Here is a 15,004-nt window from a genome sequence, read left to right on the forward strand (position 1 = left end):
CTTGATCTATGCAATCACGGCGGAAATTCACCTGCGCTGTGCGCGGCGCTTTCCCTAACGCAGACCCTCGAGCCACCTCACTCCTCCATCGACCCCAACACCGACGGAGGAAATGAGCCGAGGCCTATGCCGTTTCCGCACCAGCCCGGAGGGATGCGGAAGTCTTGCCATTTTTCACGCCGGGCGCGAAAGCCTTAGCGGCTGAGCGGGATGACCTTGCGGCGCCAGTCCTGCGTGATCTGGTCGCGAACCTTCGAGAGGCCGATCCAGTCAACCGGGATAACCTTGTCCATCGCCTTGACGACCGTGCGATCACTCACATCGGCAGCGACCGTGGCCTTGGCGTTGGTCGGCGCATAATACATGGCGGCGGTAAAGGCGGCCTGGGCTTCCGGGCTCAGCGCATAGTCAACGAACTTGCGGGCCGCATCGGACGACGGGCCGCCCTTGACGAGATTGAGCGTGTTGATCTGCAGGATGGTGCCTTCTTTCGGCAGAACCACCTTCATTTTGCCCTTGGAACCATCGGCATTCACCTGGCTACGGGCGTTCCAGCCCACGCCCAGCGACACCTGGCCATTGACGACATTCGGATAGACTTCCGGCTTCGGTTCCCAGGTCTGAATGTTCGGCGCGACTTCCGCCATCGCATTGATGCCGGCATCGATGTTCTTGATGAAGTCGGTGCCGCCATTCATGTGGTCCATGATGATGGTCGTGCCGATACCGACGATGTCAGGAGCGCTCAGCATGGCGACCTTGCCCTTGAAGGCACTGTCTTTCAGGGCATTCCAGCTGTCCGGTGCGGTCTTGATTGCATCGGTGTTGTAGATGAGAACGAGGTTGTCGAAGGTCACGCCAACGCCTGCGACGCCCTCAAAACGGGCGTTCGGATAGAGGTCGGCGACATTCTTCGTAACGCTTTCATCGATCTTGTCGAACAGGCCTTCATCCGTGCCGGTCTTGGCGACAGAAACATCCATCAGCGCAATATCGGCCTGCGGCGCAGCCTTCTGGGCGCGTAGCGAACCAAGCATGGCGGCAGAACCCTGCTGCGGGAAATAGTCGACCTTGATGTCAGGGTTGGCGGCCATGAAAGGCTCGATGACGGCCTTGGTGTAACGCTCCTGGAAAAGGCCGCTATAACCGAGGAACGTTACGGTCTGCTGGGCGTGCGCCGGCAGGGCGGCCGCACCAAGCATGAGAATCCCACTCAGAAGTATCGTTTTCTTCATTGTCCTGTTCTCCTCTATTGTTATTGGGAGTGGCGAACTGATCCGCCACCCGTAAGATTGTGTCAGGCGCTGAGCTTGGCCTGGACAAATTTATTGGCCCCGGAAATATCAGGCAGCTTCTCGCCGTTGCGCAGGCGTTCCAGAAGCACGAGTTCAGCTTCCTGCATGCCGATGGCGCGCTCCGCCATGGCGCGCGCCTGGCTCGGATGAAGGGCGACGACGCCGCTTTCATCGCACAGGATCGCATCGCCCGGATTGATCACCTGGCCGCCGACGCTGATCGGAATGTTGATCGCACCTTCCAGACCAAGGATCTTGGTGGTGATCGGCGACGGGCCGCGGCACCACATGGGCATGTCGACCTTGGTGAACTCGGAGAAGTCGGTCGCCGGGCCATCAACGACGCCGGCTTTGACGCCAGCCATCTTCATCGTGTTGGTGATGACACCACCCCAGCAGGCGTGGCGGGTATCACCGCAACGGTCGATGAGGACGATATCGCCCGGACGCACGAGTTGCGTCAGGTAGTGGAGCATGGTCGAATCCGCGTTCGGGATACGCAGGGTGACGGCGGTGCCCGCCACGCGCTTGCCCGGAAGAACGGCCCGGATTTCAGGATCGACAAAGCCGGAGTGAAGCACATGACCAATCGTTGCGACTTCGACCTTCTCAAGAAGCTCGATAATGTCGCCGCTGATCTGTTCCGGCATGGGGTTGACGATAAACATCAGGTCTTTCTCCGATCAGAGCACATGGTGGTTTGCCACCGGCACGTTGGCGCGCACCTTGGCCGAATAGTCGAAATCGAGGGCAGCCCCCGCTGTTCCGACAGTGTCAGAGCACTGGGCGACGATGTGGCCCCAAGGATCGATGACCATGGAATGACCCCAGCAGGCCTTCTTGCCACCCGCGTGGGCGCCTATCTGGCCGACAGCGAGGAAATAAGTCTGGGTTTCGACGGCGCGGGCACGAGCCAGCACCTCCCAATGGTCCTTGCCTGTCATCAGCGTGAAGGCGGCTGGCAGAACGATGACATCTGCGCCCTTGTCCCGCAGGGCGCGGAACAGTTCCGGGAAGCGGATATCGTAGCAAATGCCGCAACCAACCGTCTTGTCACCGACCTTATAAGTCACGACCTCTTCGCCACGGGCAACGGAATCAGACTCGCGATAGCTGATGCCGTTCGGCGTATCGACGTCGAACAGGTGAATCTTGCGGTAACGGGCAATCTGCTTGCCATCAGGACCGAAAACGAGTGTCGAATTATAGAAGCGGTTGCCTTCCTTCTCGACGATGGAACCGGCATGGAGCGTAATCGCGTGCTTCTTTGCTAGCCCCGAAAGCAGCGTATAGATTTCACCACCGGGAAATTCCTCGCCGCTTTCATGCATCTCCTGAGGATTATCTCCAAGAAATGCAAAGTACTCAGGAAGAACAACAAGGTCTGGATTATCCGCCTTGACCGCCTTCTCAATCAAATCGGCAGCAACCTTAAGATTTTCTGCCTTGTCATTCTGGGTATTCATTTGAACAAGTGAGACTTTCACGTTGCTCTCCTCTCATGTTGCGAGGAGAATTAAGAACGGGAACTGTTTTCCTGACAAACGGAAAAACTCTATCGAAACCCATAAGATAAGCTTATGGATTAATCATTTTGCGACGCAGCATAAAATTTAAGCTGCAGCGGTCATCCATTGAGTGGTGGTTTCACTAACGATTTCCGTTGCCATGTCGGCGATGGCCCGGGCGAGCGCATTGTCGCCGCGCTCCTGGTAAACCGTGTGAAAGGTAAGGGGCGGCACCGGCGGCGTGATGTCGAGAATACGCGCTTCGCCCGATTTGATGATGCCGTCCACCAGCACGCGCGGCAGCGCGCCCACACCAACAGCGGTCGCCACCAGCCGGGTCATGATCGACAGCGAATTGGAATTATAGATGCGGCTGTCGGACAGGCCATGGGAATCGAGAAGCGCGCGCAATGCCTGGTGCGGCTGCGACCCGGTCGAGAAGGTAAGCAGCGGAAAATGCGCGATATCTTCGAGCGTGACACCCGTTTCCGGCAGCGGCAGCTCGACAGCGCCGACCCAGCAGGATTCGAAGGTACAGAGCGGTGAGTTGTAGATATCGGCGGCCATGATCGGCCCCATGATAAAACCGACATCCACCTCGCCGTTCTGGATGCGCTGGGAAAGTTTCAGGCTGGTATCGATGGTCAGATCGAGGCTGACACCGGGATATTGTTCGTTCATGCGGCGGATGAGCAGCGGCAGCCAGGCGTACACGATCGTATCCGCAGCGCCGATGCGCACGGTGCCCCTCAACGCTTCCCGGTTACTGACGATCTGCCGGAACTCGCCGGTGAGGTTGACGATCTTTTCGGCATGCTGCAGCGCCAGACGACCGGCGGGCGTCAGGTTGACGCAGCGCACATCGCGCGTGAACAGCACCACACCGAGCTCACGCTCCAGCGCCGCAATCCGGTTGGAGACTGACGCCTGCGTCGTGTGCAAACGTTCCGCAGCGGCCGAAAAGCTGCTCAATCGTGCTGCCCAGAGGAAAGTTTCGAGGAATCGCGTGTTCATGGGGTCCATCTCCTCGCATGGCTCCGCGATCCAGCTCTGCGTCTCTGGCTTCGTCTTGCCCTTGGCCTTTTTGGTTCAGGAGCCAGTATGTCCGATGCGCGCGCCGATAAGCAAGGGATCAACGCCGGCGCCTCCCTTTCTCATTGGGGTCGCGCCGGCGGTGCCATGCAGCTGCGAATGGAGAGCCCCTTCCGCGTCGAGGCAACAGTGGAACCGTCGCGGCCGCACGCCTTGCTCAATTCAGAAGGGGTCAACCCGCATATTCGGAGAGGACGGGATGCGGGGCCGACAGACGCCCGCAATCCCTGCCGGTTCTAGTGTCCGCCCTTTGTGGTCGGCGCCGGCGTGTTGAGAAGCTGCTGCTCCCAGAGATAAGCGATGCCGCTGCCGCCGAAGTGCTGAATGAGAATCTCAGTCAGTTCCTCGACATGCTCGGTGCGCGCCCAATCGCGCTGCCATTCGCCAGCAAGCGCCATCACGGTCATCACGTTCGCGCCGGCAGCGATCATTCGCTGGATGGCAACTTCGTGAGACTCCTTCGAAATCCCGCCCGACGCGTCAGTGATCACGGTCACGTCCCAGCCTTCGCCGGCCGCCTGGATGACGGGCATTGCGACGCAGACCTCGGTCCAAAGGCCGGCGATGATCAGTTGCTTGCGGCCGGTCGCCTTGACGACGTTCACCACATTCTCGTCCTGCCAGGTGTTCACCCAGGTGCGATCGATGACCTCCTGGCCCGGGAACACGTCGGTAATCTGCTTGAAGAGAAGTCCGCCCCGCGCCGCGATCACGCTGGTGAGAACGGTCGGAACATTGAAGGCTTTTGCCAGCTTTGCCAGCGCGGTCGTGAGGTTGACCACAGCTTGCGGATCATGGCTGTTCAGGTTTGCTAACTGATAGGGCTGGTGATCGATCAGAACGAGGACCGAGTCTTCGGGACGGAGAAGCGAATCAAGGCCGTTACGAAAGGTCATGGGTTCATCCTATATTGGTGGTTTATTGAAGCGCGCTTGCGCAAAAGGCATGCACCCTCTTGGGCGTTGCCGCGGGACGAAACTTGTCATTCCCGTTTCTGATGCGGTAGTCCTTCTCCGTGCTAAGCTGTGTCGCAGAATGGGGAACGCTTGAGTGGATATCGAAGATATCAGGACATTCGTCGAAGTTGCGGATGCGGGAGGCGTCACAGCGGCCGCGCTGCGGCTCGGTATCTCCAAATCGATGGTCAGCCGGCGGCTGGTGCGGCTTGAAGCGGAGCTTGGTGTCCAGCTTCTGGCCCGATCCACACGCGGTGCTTCCCTGACGGAGGAAGGCGCAACCTTCCGCGACTATGCGGCGAGGATTTCAGCCGAAATCGACGTCGCCAGAGAGACAATCCTTCCGGCTGGTGAGCTCCGTGGCCGCCTGCGGATTGCTGCGCCGCTTTCCTTCGGCCCAACGCATTTCGCGCTGGTGATTGCGCAGATGGCGCGCCGTCATCCTCAACTCCAGATACAGACCTGTTACGCTGATCGTTTCGTGGACCTGATTGCAGAAGGATACGATTGTGCGATCCGGGTCGGCACCCTTCCAGACTCCAACCTCGTCGCCAGACGCGTCGGCCCCCTCTACGGCATTTTCGTCGCCAGCCCCGACTATATCAAGGTCCACGGCTCTCCGGAGACACCGGAGGAACTCGTGACCCATCAGGCTCTCATGCAGGGAACGGAAACCTGGCAGGTGATGGATGGCGACAAGGTAATAACTCTTCGCCCGCAGGGCCGGTTCAAGGCCGATAACGGGGTCGCTCTTGCCGTCGCCGCAGCAGCCGGATTGGGGGTCGCCGTGCTGCCATACGATCTCGTCAAAAATTATCTGGCCTCAGGCGAGCTGGTGCAGGTGATGAAACGTCATCCACCGCCCCCGGCCGGGATATATGTCGTCAGACCGCCGGGGCAGCATCCCGTCAGGAAAATCCGGGTTCTCACTGAAATGCTGATCGAATGCTTCGATCACGGCCCGGCGACGGCGTCCCTCTCCAATGCCGGGGGAAGCCCCCCGGCAGCTGCCTGACCGGCACATTTTTCAGAGCCGTACGTCTGTCACACGGCCACGGGCTTTGGCAGGACCAGATCGCCGACCGTATATGTGTGGAACTCGCTTCTGGAGACGGTGTCCAGTTTCCGGAATTTTTCGACGAATTGCGGATCGGAAAAGAACTCGTCGACATTGCCGGTTCCCTGAATGGCCTCGACATTAACGACCGTCTCTCCGTCGGTGCTTTTCGCAAGGCTGCTCCAGAGGAACCCTTCCTTTCGTTCGGCAACATAGTGAACGACATCCTGAATGATGGCGAAGGCTTCGTCCTGCTTTCCCGGATGGGCATGAATGACGTTGACAACAAAGGTCGTGGGAGCGGGCGAGCCCGCAAAAGCTGCGATAGGTTTCGTTTCCATGAATTATCTCCATTTGAAGCTTCGGGCCATTTCAGCCGCGACGACATCTGGATATCGGAAGGAAAATAGCGGATAAACGAGCTGCTATTCTCGACATACCGGACAAAAATTCCTTAATCACGACATCATGGACAAGCTCGGAACCCTCGGCATATTTATTCAGGTGGCGGAAGCGGGAAGCTTCGTGGCCGCCGGGCATCGTCTCGGCATTTCCGGATCCGCCGTTGGAAAAGCCATTGCACGTCTGGAGGAGGAGCTGGGCGTAAGACTGTTCAATCGCTCGACACGCAGCATGGCACTGACGGAGGACGGGAGTTTCTTCCTCGATACCTGCCGGCGCATCCAGTCGGAATATGAGACCGTGCAGGCGCAATTATCGAGATCGCAGGCCGTTCCGCGCGGGCAACTGCGTGTCAGCCTTCCGCTGGCAGGCATGTTGCTGATGCCGACGATATCCGCCTTCATGGAGGCATATCCCGAAATCAGCCTCGACCTTGATTTTACAGACCGTCTGGTTGACGTCATCGAAGAGGGATTCGACGCCGTCATCCGAACCGGCGAGATCAGGGACACACGGCTGATGAGCCGCAAGCTCGGCACGTTCAGGCACAGCATCGTGGCGGCGCCCGGCTACCTGGAGGCGCATGGCCGCCCGGAGATTCCGGAAGATCTTGTCCGGCACCGCTGTCTTCACCATCGCTTCGCCAATTCCGGAAAGCTTGAGCCGTGGCCCCTGGTTCACGAAGGCCGCGAGATCAGGATCGATCTGCCGGTCGCCACCGTTGCGAGCACGCTGGAACCCCTGATCTACCTTGCGGAACGTTCATTCGGCATAACATGCCTGCCGTCATTCGCCGTGACGTCCGAAGTCGCTGACGGGAAACTGGTATCGCTGCTGGACGACTATATGGCCGACACAGGGACCTTCCGCGTCCTCTGGCCGACCAATCGATATCTTTCTCCAAAAGTCAGAGCATTTGTAGACTATATGGCCGCCAATCTTTTCACCCGGTGATAGCACCGACGGCAAAGGGCATAAAACGATGCGCAAGCGCTCAGTAAGCGCCGCGATAGTGATCCCTGATGAAGACGGGAAGATCGTTTGACGGCGGCGTAAAAGGCACCTGATACATCATGTCGCCGACAAAGCCGCGGTGATAGGTGCCATGATTGACGATATGCAGCACGATCTGCTCGCGGGTCATGACGCCTTCTCCTCCTCCGACAAATTCGAAATGAACGGCTTTCGCGAGATCCCCGTCTGACCAGGTGTCGACCATATCGACATACCAGCGGTCCATTTCCTGAACGGCTTCCCATAATTCGCCAATTGCGGGCGTATGGTCGGTGTTGCGGGCGGTGTAGCTGTGTTTCTTTCCTTGTAGATGATGCCTGAAAATATCGTCCACCACATAAACGTGGTTCAGCGTATGCACCATGTTTCCGAACCGCGTCGGCCGCTGCCGAAGGGCTTCACCTTCCGGCAGGTCCATCACGCTTCTGAACGTCAACCCGTTCGCCCAGGCTTTGTAGCGTACCAGCATTTTCAAGGTATCTATTGCCGATGCGGTGGATGCGTGAACGGGGCTGAGCGGCGCAATATCCATGCTGAAACTCCTTCGTATTTTTGAACTTCAAAAACGATGATCGGGTTGATCCGGCGCTGTCGCGCCGGATCGGAAGCATTGTTGCCGGCAAACCATGAGAGGATGATCGGCACCTGTCCCGGATCGATAAATCCGGAGGCGAGGATCAGCGTGCCGTGGCCTTTTCCTGCAGAAGCCGGATAGCGAGATGCTGGAGCAGAATGATCGTCTTGGCATCGCGAATATCGCCGCGGGTGATCATGCGCATAGCCTCAGGCAAGGCGATTTCCAGCACATCGATGTCTTCGCCCTCGTCCGCTGAACCGCCGCCTGCCCCGACCTTATGTTTCTCGGCATATTCGCCATAGAAAAAGGCGAGATATTCCGTGACCGATCCGGGGCTCATATAGATATCGAACAGATGCGTAAGTTCGGAAACCTCATAACCGGTTTCCTCGATCAACTCCGCACGCATTCGCGTCGCCGGGTCTGCGCCTTCCAGCAACCCCGCCGGTGTCTCGATCAGCGATTCCAGACCGCCATTCAGGAGAACCGGCAACCGGAACTGACGGGTCAGCAGGACATTGTCGCTGGCAGGATTGTACAACAGGCATGTCGCCCCGTTGCCGCGATCATATGCCTCCCGGGTCTGCCGTTGCCAGCTTCCGTCCCTCAGCTGGAGTTCATATTCATACTTGGTCAGCCGCCCCCAATCATCGGCCAATACGCGTTCGGAAATAGGGCGGTAAACACTGCTATTCATCAAAGTCACCTCGTTTTCATCTGTCTTTCAAAGGCCGAGTAAACGGCCTTCGACATGCGTGCGCGTTTCGCCGCCGACCCATATCTGGCCGGCATCATCGCGGGTAAGGTAGATACGGCCATGGCGGCCAAGGCGCGTTCCCTGCGCCGCGACATAGTCTTCGCCAACCACGCCCGTTGCGAACAGCCATTGCGCCAATGAGGCGTTGAGGCTTCCGGTGACGGGGTCTTCAACGATGGTGCCCAGATGATCGCTGAAGAAAGCACGAACCTCAAAAGCGGTCTCGCCGCCTTTCGCATGAGGGCCAACCACGCCGATATCGATGTGGTGGGTCCAGCTGCGGGCCGGGGTGATGCCAAGCACCTTTTCGGCGGACGCCATCCTGATCCCGAGCCAGCCGGGACCATTGTCGATCCATGCCGCATCGATGACGTCGCAAGCCTCGATCCCCAAAAACTGCCGCGCATCCTCCAGCTCGGCGGGCGTCGGCGCGCCGGAACGGATAAGCGGCGGAGCGGCAAAAGAAAGCCGTCCATGCGAGCGCCGGATCGTGACCAGCCCGGCGCCGCATTCCTGAACAATCGCCGTTTCTTGCCCGGGCATGCCATTGGCGGAGAGCCAGGCATGGCAGCTGCCCAGTGTCGGATGCCCGGCAAAGGGCAACTCCCTGTCCAGCGAGAATATCCTGACCCGGTAATCAGCCTGCGGATGGGTGGGCCGCAACAGGAACGTGGTTTCGGAGAGGTTGAACCATCGCGTCATCAGCTGCATTTCATCCGTCGATAAGGCATCAGCACCGATGACGACCGCCAGCGGATTGCCGGAAAGCGGCCCGGAGCCGAATACATCGATCATATGGATAGCAAAACTCATGACATGGCTCTTTCAGTTGGGATTAATCGGCAACGCGGATGGTGGGGCTGTCAGTTCTGCCAGAGAAGCAGTTTCAGCCCGGCGGCGGCAAATACCACGGAAAGCACGGATTCGATCCAGCGCCGCAATCTGGTATAGAGCGCAATCATCGAGGCGGTGGAAAAGAGAAGTGCATAGCTGCCGAACACGATAACGCCGAGAATGGCGCAGCCGCCAATGATCGCCGGCAACATGCCCGCAGGCGCGTCCTCGCGAAACCCCAGCGACATGATCGCTATCCAGGCCATGATGGCCTTCGGGTTTCCGATATGCATGAGAAGACCCTGCCGGTAGAGCGCCCGATAGCGCGGCGTCGCGCGCCCGGTATCCACACTCACAAAGTCGGAGACCGGCTTCATGGCCGACCTGCCCGCTCGAAAAGCCAGATACAGCAGGTAAACGCCGCCGAATATCTTGATGACGAAAAGCGCCTGGGTATAGGCGGCCAGCGCGGCCGACATGCCCGTCGCCGCCAGGATCGCCCAGAACAGCGAGCCGGTGATGACGCCAGCCGTCAAAGCAAGGGCGGGCAGACGGCCGTCACGCATCGCCGTTCCCATGATCGCCATGTTGCTCGGGCCCGGGCTGGCGGTGGCGACGATATAGGTGCCGTAAACGAGGGCGATCTGGCTGGCGATCATTCTGACTTTCTCCGGAAACAGGACAGGTTTCCCCAAGCACTATTGCTGGAGGTCTCCGCGATGCACGATGTGAACCTTGTTGCCGTCAGGATCACGCAGATAGGCGCCGAAATAGCCCTCTCCATAATGCGGACGCGGCCCCGGGCCTCCTTCGTCCGTGCCGCCATGCGCAAGGCCGCCGGCATGGGCCACACCCACCGCCTCTGTCGACGGCGCCAGAAAGGCAACCATGCCGCCATTGCCAACCGTTGCCGGTTCGCCGTTGAAGGGCTGATAGACATAAAAAACGGGGCAACGGGGATTGCGCCTTCACCCAGCAAAGCGCCGCAGGCCCGCCATCAGGGGTCACGGTTCGCCGCTTCAGACCGAGCGGGGCAAGCACCGCGTCATAAAAGCGTTCCGCCCGCTCAAGATCACGCGTTCCGACGGTTACATGGCTGAGCATTTGATCCTCTAAGCGCGCCGGCAGGATGGCAGGCCGGCCGCCGTAAAGTGTGGATATCAATCAGCCTCGTCATAGCCTATGTTACACTTGCTGTTTATTGAAATAGTGTAACGTGACACTTTTATCGAAGGTATGAACGTGCTGCTGCAATCCCCCTGGACTCCCCGTCTTGCAGACATTGAGGCGAATGCCGCAGAACGGCTGATGCTTGCCCTCGCCGACGACATCATCGAGGGGCGGCTGGCGGGCGGTGACCGCCTGCCAGCCCATCGCGATCTCGCGTGGAAACTGGGAGTGGGCCTTGGCACGGTGACAAAAGCCTATTCCGTTCTTGAACGGCGCGGGCTGACACGCAGCGTCAAGGGCCGGGGAACATTCGTGGCGATCCAGGAGGCGCATAACGACCGGCAGATCGACCTGTCGTCCAACGCACCGCCGGCCACGCTCAACGCCCGCATTCTCGCAAAGACGCTGACGGGGATCGCGCGCAGGATCGATACGGATCATATCAATCTTTATGCCCCGCCCGCGGGGCATCTGGAACACCGCCGCCTTCTGGCCCGCTGGCTCGAAACGCAGGGTCTCACCATCGATCCCTCACATCTGGTGCTGACGAGCGGCGCCCGTCAGGCGCTGGCCCTGGCCTTCGATCTCGCCTGCGGCCCCAAGGGCCTGCTCCTGACCGAACGGATCACCTATCCCGGCGCCATCGCGCTGGCCCGGCGGAAAGGCTACCGGATGCAGGGCGTCGAAATCGATGCCGAAGGCATGGTGCCAGAAGCGTTGGCGGCGGCGCTGGATGGCACTCCATCGAGTGACTGCACAGCAATCTATCTGACGCCGACCCTGCATAATCCGACAACCGTTACCATGGGGGCGGCGCGGCGGCAGGTCATTGCGGATATTTGCCGCCGGGCGGGCGTATGGATCATCGAGGACGGTGTTTATGCGGCATCCGCGGAAGCCTTGCCGCCGCTGACGTCATTGGCTCCTGAAATCTCGTTTCATGTAAACGGGCTCTCCAAGTCCCTTGGCCCCGGCTTGCAGATCGGCGTCCTTGCTTTACCAGCCGGTCTGCACGAAACCGCCGAAGACCTTCTGCAGGACATGCCGATGGCCCCATCCGCACTCTCCTGCGCGGTGGTTGAGGACTGGCTGACCTCCGGCATCATCTCTTCAATCCAGCGGGATTTGCGCCACGAGGCCCAACGGCGCTCCAGCCTGGCCGTTTCCCTGCTCGGCACGAACCAGCTTGGCTCGCATCCCGATGCATACAACGTCTGGCTGCCAATGGAACACGACGCCGCCAATCGCTTCGCATTCGCCGCTGCGGCAATGCGCATCAAGTTGACCCCTCCGGAAGCCATGATTGTTAATCCCGATGATCAGGCGAGCGGCATTCGCCTTTGCCTCGGCGGCCCGTCCTTCGACGATCTCACGGAAGCGCTGAAGCTTCTGGCCGGACTGCTGAAACGCGGAGCTTGACGCCATCAGGAAAAAAGCAACAGCACGAGAATTGAATGAAAGTGACCGTATATTATGAATGATCACCCGGACGAGGATGCATGGAACGCTTGGAGCCCTGCCGAATTGTCCCGGCGACTGGACGGTGTATCGAAACCATGGTGCGTTGTTGGCGGTTGGGCTCTCGACCTGTGGCTGGGCAGCAAGACACGCGAGCATGATGATCTTGAGTTCACGGTGCTGCGTGAAGATTTGGGCATCTTTCGCCAGCAGCTGGGTTACATGGCGTTCTACACTGTCAACGATGGCGTTATCGAGCCGCTGCCGGCGGATCGGGATCCGGCTCCCGAGATTTTCCAGATCTGGTGCTTCGATCGCGCTGCCGGATGCTGGCGCGCCGATATGATGATCGAGCCGGGAACGAATGACACCTGGGTTTACAAGAGAAATCCGGAAATGACGCGGCCCCGTATCGAAATGGTGTCGCTGAGCGCTGACGGCATTCCTCACCTTAATCCCTCCGCCGTGCTTCTGTTCAAGGCGAAGCACAGACGCACCAAGGACGAGAAGGACTTCGCGAGAGCCCAACCAAGATTACCGCTCTCGGAACGACAATGGCTCAAAGACTGCCTCACCCGCCTCCACCCGGGTCACGATTGGATACAGGCGCTGTGATCTCAGGCCGTCTTACGGTCGCCTCTTCCTAAATTCGACAATGGGAATTTCAGGTTCGAGGCGACTGAAATGCCCGCGTGATCCGTCGCAGCACGGCGTTCGCGTGATCGCCCGTGACCGCGGAAATCATTACCACATCCAGCTTTGAGAGCTGTGGGAGCAGGCCGTCCCTCACCTCCCGCAGACCGGCAGGCGCAACACTTCGCGCCAGCAGTGCGACGCCGATCCCGGCTTCGGCAGCCGCCCCTACCGCCGTTGCCCCAGTTCCAACGAATACCTCCCGCCATGCGATGTCCGCCGCCTCCAGCGCCCGAAGGGCCATGGCCCGCAAATTGCAGGGTTCGGGTTGCAGCACCAGCGGCACCGGCGCGTTCGAAGGCAGATCAAAATCCGCGCTGCAATACCAGCCGAAGCTTTCCTGAAACAGCAGCTCGCCATCCCGGCGGATATCATCATGCCGCAACACGACGATCGCGTCGAGCTCGCCGGCATCGTAGAGTTCAAGCAGGGTCCGGGTGCCGGCCGTGCGCAAATGAAGCGTAACGCTCGTCTCGCGCTCGCTGATCACCCGGAGTATCCGAGGCAGGTCGGCTCCAATCAAATGATGCGTGAAACCGATCGCGAGACGGGTCGGCTCCTGCCCAAAGACATCAAGCGCACGGCGGCCGGCCGCGACATAAGCACGCGCGGGCTCCAGAAAGCGTTCGCCGGCCGTCGTCAAACGCACCCGGCGCGGCGTCCGTTCGACGAGGCGATGCCCCAGCATGTCCTCAAGCCGGCGCAGGCGCAGGGAGATAGCGGCCTGTGATGTGTTCATCACGCCTGCAACCCGTGTGAACGACTGCAGTTCGGCAACAAGAAGAAAAGCCTCGACGGCCTCGGGATCCAATGAGCGCATGTTTTGCATAACAAGCTGTTATCGCTGAAATGCGCAAGCCCCTAATTCTATCTGATAGTCGTGAGCGCTATTGCACGAAAACCCTTGATAGGAGCTTTTCGTGTCATCACAGATTTCCTCGCCCGCACCCGCCACCGACAGCCGGATCTGGGCAGTCCTTGCCGTGGCAGTCGCAACGCAAACCGCCGGCTCGTTCGTATCGCAGGGAATTTACATTCTCGTGCCCTTCTGGCGGGAAGCATTCGGCATCTCCCTCGCATCCGCATCACTGGCCGTGACCGTCATGAACGGCGTTCAGATCGTGACGATGTTCACGCTCGGCCGCGCCATCGACATTCACGGCGAGCGCCGCATCGTCGGCATTGCCATGCTCGGCATGGCGCTCGCGATGGCTTGCGCGGCGGCATTCGCAAACAGCCTGCCCACGCTGCTTTTGTGTATCGCATTTCTCGGCGGCACCTATGCTGCGGTCCAACCGGGCGGCACGCGGGCGATCATGCGCTGGTTTCCCCCCGCCAAACGTGGCATAGCGACAGGGTTTCGGCAGGCCGCGGTTCCTTTCGGAACCATGATCGCAGCCGCCCTCCTGCCGTTCATGGCGGTCCGTTACGGCTGGCACGCGGCGGCATGGCTCTGCGCCGGTGTTTCCGTCCTGGGCGCCGTACTCTTCTGGGGCCTCTATCGCGAAGGAGGCGATGTCGCCGCTAAAACCGAGCGCCCGCTTTCCCTGGGAAAACTTATCCACGAGGTCGGGCAGAATTCGAGCTTCTGGCCCGTATTACGGCTTGGTATCGCCATGTCGGCATTTCAATTCACCCTCACCGCACACATCATCGGCTTCATGGCGGATGGGCTGGGGCTTGGCCTCTTTGCCGCATCGTCCATGTTTGCCGCAACACAGCTTGCCGGCATTCCAGGCCGGATTCTGCTGCCATGGCTCAGCGACCGCTTCCGGCCCGGACTGCGCACCCAATCGTTCGGCCTGGTATCCGTCATTGCCGCAGGCGCTGCCGCAATCCTCGCGGCTCTCCCCATCGGCACTGCGCCAACCATTGTCCTCTTCGTGCTCGCCGTGCTCGGAATATTCGGGATCGGGTGGTTTCCGCTTTACCTTCTGCAAATCGCCGAAAGTGCGCCGAAAGGTTCGATAGCATCGACAATTGCCTTCGCTTCCACCATCTGTTTGGGGGTCATGGCAATCGGCCCCTACATATTCGGTCTTCTGGTCGATCATTTCGGCTATGGGGCGGCATGGTCCGCACTGATCATGCCTGTCGTTGTGACAGCGCTGCCCTTGGCAATCTCATCGCCGCGCCTGCCGAAGGCTCAAATCGGCTCCTCATGAAACGGGAGAGGCGCGGCGGCAATCGA

The 15,004-nt window shown here is 59.7% G+C and carries 16 protein-coding genes and 1 pseudogene; 5 read left to right on the forward strand and 12 right to left on the reverse strand.

Annotated features, from left to right (window positions below; translation table 11 throughout):
* Nucleotides 1-194: 194 nt before the first annotated feature.
* From DA915_RS20005 to DA915_RS20025, 5 genes are all read right to left on the reverse strand, one after another.
* Nucleotides 195-1,235, reverse strand: a complete 1,041-nt coding sequence (locus DA915_RS20005) for an ABC transporter substrate-binding protein (RefSeq protein WP_003504294.1) — start codon at nt 1,233-1,235, stop codon at nt 195-197.
* Between the two features lie 62 nt (nt 1,236-1,297).
* Nucleotides 1,298-1,963, reverse strand: a complete 666-nt coding sequence (locus tag DA915_RS20010; RefSeq protein WP_003504292.1) for an RraA family protein — start codon at nt 1,961-1,963, stop codon at nt 1,298-1,300.
* A 15-nt stretch (nt 1,964-1,978) separates the two neighbouring features.
* Nucleotides 1,979-2,782, reverse strand: coding sequence for a carbon-nitrogen hydrolase family protein (locus tag DA915_RS20015; protein WP_080570233.1), 804 nt, complete (start codon nt 2,780-2,782; stop codon nt 1,979-1,981).
* A gap of 126 nt (nt 2,783-2,908) precedes the next feature.
* A complete protein-coding gene (locus DA915_RS20020; RefSeq protein ID WP_003504286.1) occupies nt 2,909-3,817 on the reverse strand; it encodes a LysR family transcriptional regulator in 909 nt (302 codons plus the stop codon).
* 314 nt (nt 3,818-4,131) lie between these two features.
* Complete coding sequence (locus DA915_RS20025; RefSeq protein ID WP_020813041.1) at nt 4,132-4,791, reverse strand: hydrolase; 660 nt, start codon at nt 4,789-4,791, stop codon at nt 4,132-4,134.
* A 154-nt stretch (nt 4,792-4,945) separates the two neighbouring features.
* Between DA915_RS20025 and DA915_RS20030 the strand changes: the two genes are divergently transcribed.
* Nucleotides 4,946-5,866, forward strand: a complete 921-nt coding sequence (locus DA915_RS20030) for a LysR family transcriptional regulator (RefSeq protein WP_107677062.1) — start codon at nt 4,946-4,948, stop codon at nt 5,864-5,866.
* A gap of 29 nt (nt 5,867-5,895) precedes the next feature.
* On the opposite strand, the gene DA915_RS20035 is transcribed toward DA915_RS20030, so the two are convergent.
* A complete protein-coding gene (locus DA915_RS20035; RefSeq protein WP_003504280.1) occupies nt 5,896-6,249 on the reverse strand; it encodes an antibiotic biosynthesis monooxygenase in 354 nt (117 codons plus the stop codon).
* A gap of 127 nt (nt 6,250-6,376) precedes the next feature.
* On the opposite strand from DA915_RS20035, the gene DA915_RS20040 reads away from it, so the two are divergent.
* Nucleotides 6,377-7,264: a LysR family transcriptional regulator gene (locus DA915_RS20040; RefSeq protein ID WP_107677063.1), complete on the forward strand. Its 888-nt coding sequence runs from the start codon at nt 6,377-6,379 to the stop codon at nt 7,262-7,264.
* A 40-nt stretch (nt 7,265-7,304) separates the two neighbouring features.
* Here DA915_RS20040 and DA915_RS20045 read toward each other — a convergent pair whose 3' ends face one another.
* The 5 genes and pseudogenes from DA915_RS20045 to DA915_RS29480 form a co-directional block, all read right to left on the reverse strand.
* Nucleotides 7,305-7,856, reverse strand: coding sequence for a DinB family protein (locus DA915_RS20045; RefSeq protein ID WP_003504276.1), 552 nt, complete (start codon nt 7,854-7,856; stop codon nt 7,305-7,307).
* 145 nt (nt 7,857-8,001) lie between these two features.
* The gene (locus tag DA915_RS20050) at nt 8,002-8,598 is read right to left on the reverse strand and encodes an NUDIX domain-containing protein (RefSeq protein WP_020813043.1); all 597 of its coding nucleotides are present in this window, start codon (nt 8,596-8,598) and stop codon (nt 8,002-8,004) included.
* Between the two features lie 27 nt (nt 8,599-8,625).
* The gene (locus DA915_RS20055) at nt 8,626-9,471 is read right to left on the reverse strand and encodes a PhzF family phenazine biosynthesis protein (RefSeq protein ID WP_107677064.1); all 846 of its coding nucleotides are present in this window, start codon (nt 9,469-9,471) and stop codon (nt 8,626-8,628) included.
* A gap of 50 nt (nt 9,472-9,521) precedes the next feature.
* Nucleotides 9,522-10,151, reverse strand: coding sequence for a LysE family translocator (locus DA915_RS20060; protein ID WP_020813045.1), 630 nt, complete (start codon nt 10,149-10,151; stop codon nt 9,522-9,524).
* A 39-nt stretch (nt 10,152-10,190) separates the two neighbouring features.
* Nucleotides 10,191-10,596 (reverse strand): annotated as a pseudogene (locus DA915_RS29480) (VOC family protein).
* 132 nt (nt 10,597-10,728) lie between these two features.
* Here DA915_RS29480 and DA915_RS20070 point away from each other — a divergent pair.
* A complete protein-coding gene (locus DA915_RS20070) occupies nt 10,729-12,081 on the forward strand; it encodes a PLP-dependent aminotransferase family protein (protein WP_192886616.1) in 1,353 nt (450 codons plus the stop codon).
* Nucleotides 12,082-12,135: 54 nt separating this feature from the next.
* On the forward strand, nt 12,136-12,735 hold the full coding sequence (locus DA915_RS20075; protein ID WP_107677065.1) for a nucleotidyltransferase domain-containing protein: 600 nt from the start codon (nt 12,136-12,138) through the stop codon (nt 12,733-12,735).
* 49 nt (nt 12,736-12,784) lie between these two features.
* Here the strand turns inward: DA915_RS20075 and DA915_RS20080 are convergent, their stop codons facing one another.
* Nucleotides 12,785-13,642 carry a LysR family transcriptional regulator gene (locus DA915_RS20080; RefSeq protein WP_060724367.1) on the reverse strand — a complete coding sequence of 286 codons (858 nt, stop codon included), beginning with the start codon at nt 13,640-13,642 and terminating at the stop codon, nt 12,785-12,787.
* A 91-nt stretch (nt 13,643-13,733) separates the two neighbouring features.
* On the opposite strand from DA915_RS20080, the gene DA915_RS20085 reads away from it, so the two are divergent.
* Nucleotides 13,734-14,978, forward strand: a complete 1,245-nt coding sequence (locus DA915_RS20085) for an MFS transporter (protein WP_107677066.1) — start codon at nt 13,734-13,736, stop codon at nt 14,976-14,978.
* Nucleotides 14,979-15,004: the final 26 nt, after the last annotated feature.

This window comes from Agrobacterium sp. LAD9, from assembly GCF_003031125.1.
GTDB lineage: Bacteria > Pseudomonadota > Alphaproteobacteria > Rhizobiales > Rhizobiaceae > Agrobacterium > Agrobacterium radiobacter.

What these genes read in the sequence shown, in the direction of transcription:
- DA915_RS20025 (WP_020813041.1), bottom strand. Translation starts at nt 4,791, where the DNA reads ATGACCTTTCGTAACGGCCTTGATTCGCTTCTCCGTCCCGAAGACTCG.
- DA915_RS20075 (WP_107677065.1), top strand. Translation starts at nt 12,136, where the DNA reads ATGAATGATCACCCGGACGAGGATGCATGGAACGCTTGGAGCCCTGCC.
- DA915_RS20050 (WP_020813043.1), bottom strand. Translation starts at nt 8,598, where the DNA reads ATGAATAGCAGTGTTTACCGCCCTATTTCCGAACGCGTATTGGCCGAT.
- DA915_RS20080 (WP_060724367.1), bottom strand. Translation starts at nt 13,642, where the DNA reads ATGCAAAACATGCGCTCATTGGATCCCGAGGCCGTCGAGGCTTTTCTT.
- DA915_RS20035 (WP_003504280.1), bottom strand. Translation starts at nt 6,249, where the DNA reads ATGGAAACGAAACCTATCGCAGCTTTTGCGGGCTCGCCCGCTCCCACG.
- DA915_RS20005 (WP_003504294.1), bottom strand. Translation starts at nt 1,235, where the DNA reads ATGAAGAAAACGATACTTCTGAGTGGGATTCTCATGCTTGGTGCGGCC.
- DA915_RS20020 (WP_003504286.1), bottom strand. Translation starts at nt 3,817, where the DNA reads ATGAACACGCGATTCCTCGAAACTTTCCTCTGGGCAGCACGATTGAGC.
- DA915_RS20060 (WP_020813045.1), bottom strand. Translation starts at nt 10,151, where the DNA reads ATGATCGCCAGCCAGATCGCCCTCGTTTACGGCACCTATATCGTCGCC.
- DA915_RS20040 (WP_107677063.1), top strand. Translation starts at nt 6,377, where the DNA reads ATGGACAAGCTCGGAACCCTCGGCATATTTATTCAGGTGGCGGAAGCG.
- DA915_RS20055 (WP_107677064.1), bottom strand. Translation starts at nt 9,471, where the DNA reads ATGAGTTTTGCTATCCATATGATCGATGTATTCGGCTCCGGGCCGCTT.
- DA915_RS20070 (WP_192886616.1), top strand. Translation starts at nt 10,729, where the DNA reads ATGAACGTGCTGCTGCAATCCCCCTGGACTCCCCGTCTTGCAGACATT.
- DA915_RS20045 (WP_003504276.1), bottom strand. Translation starts at nt 7,856, where the DNA reads ATGGATATTGCGCCGCTCAGCCCCGTTCACGCATCCACCGCATCGGCA.
- DA915_RS20010 (WP_003504292.1), bottom strand. Translation starts at nt 1,963, where the DNA reads ATGTTTATCGTCAACCCCATGCCGGAACAGATCAGCGGCGACATTATC.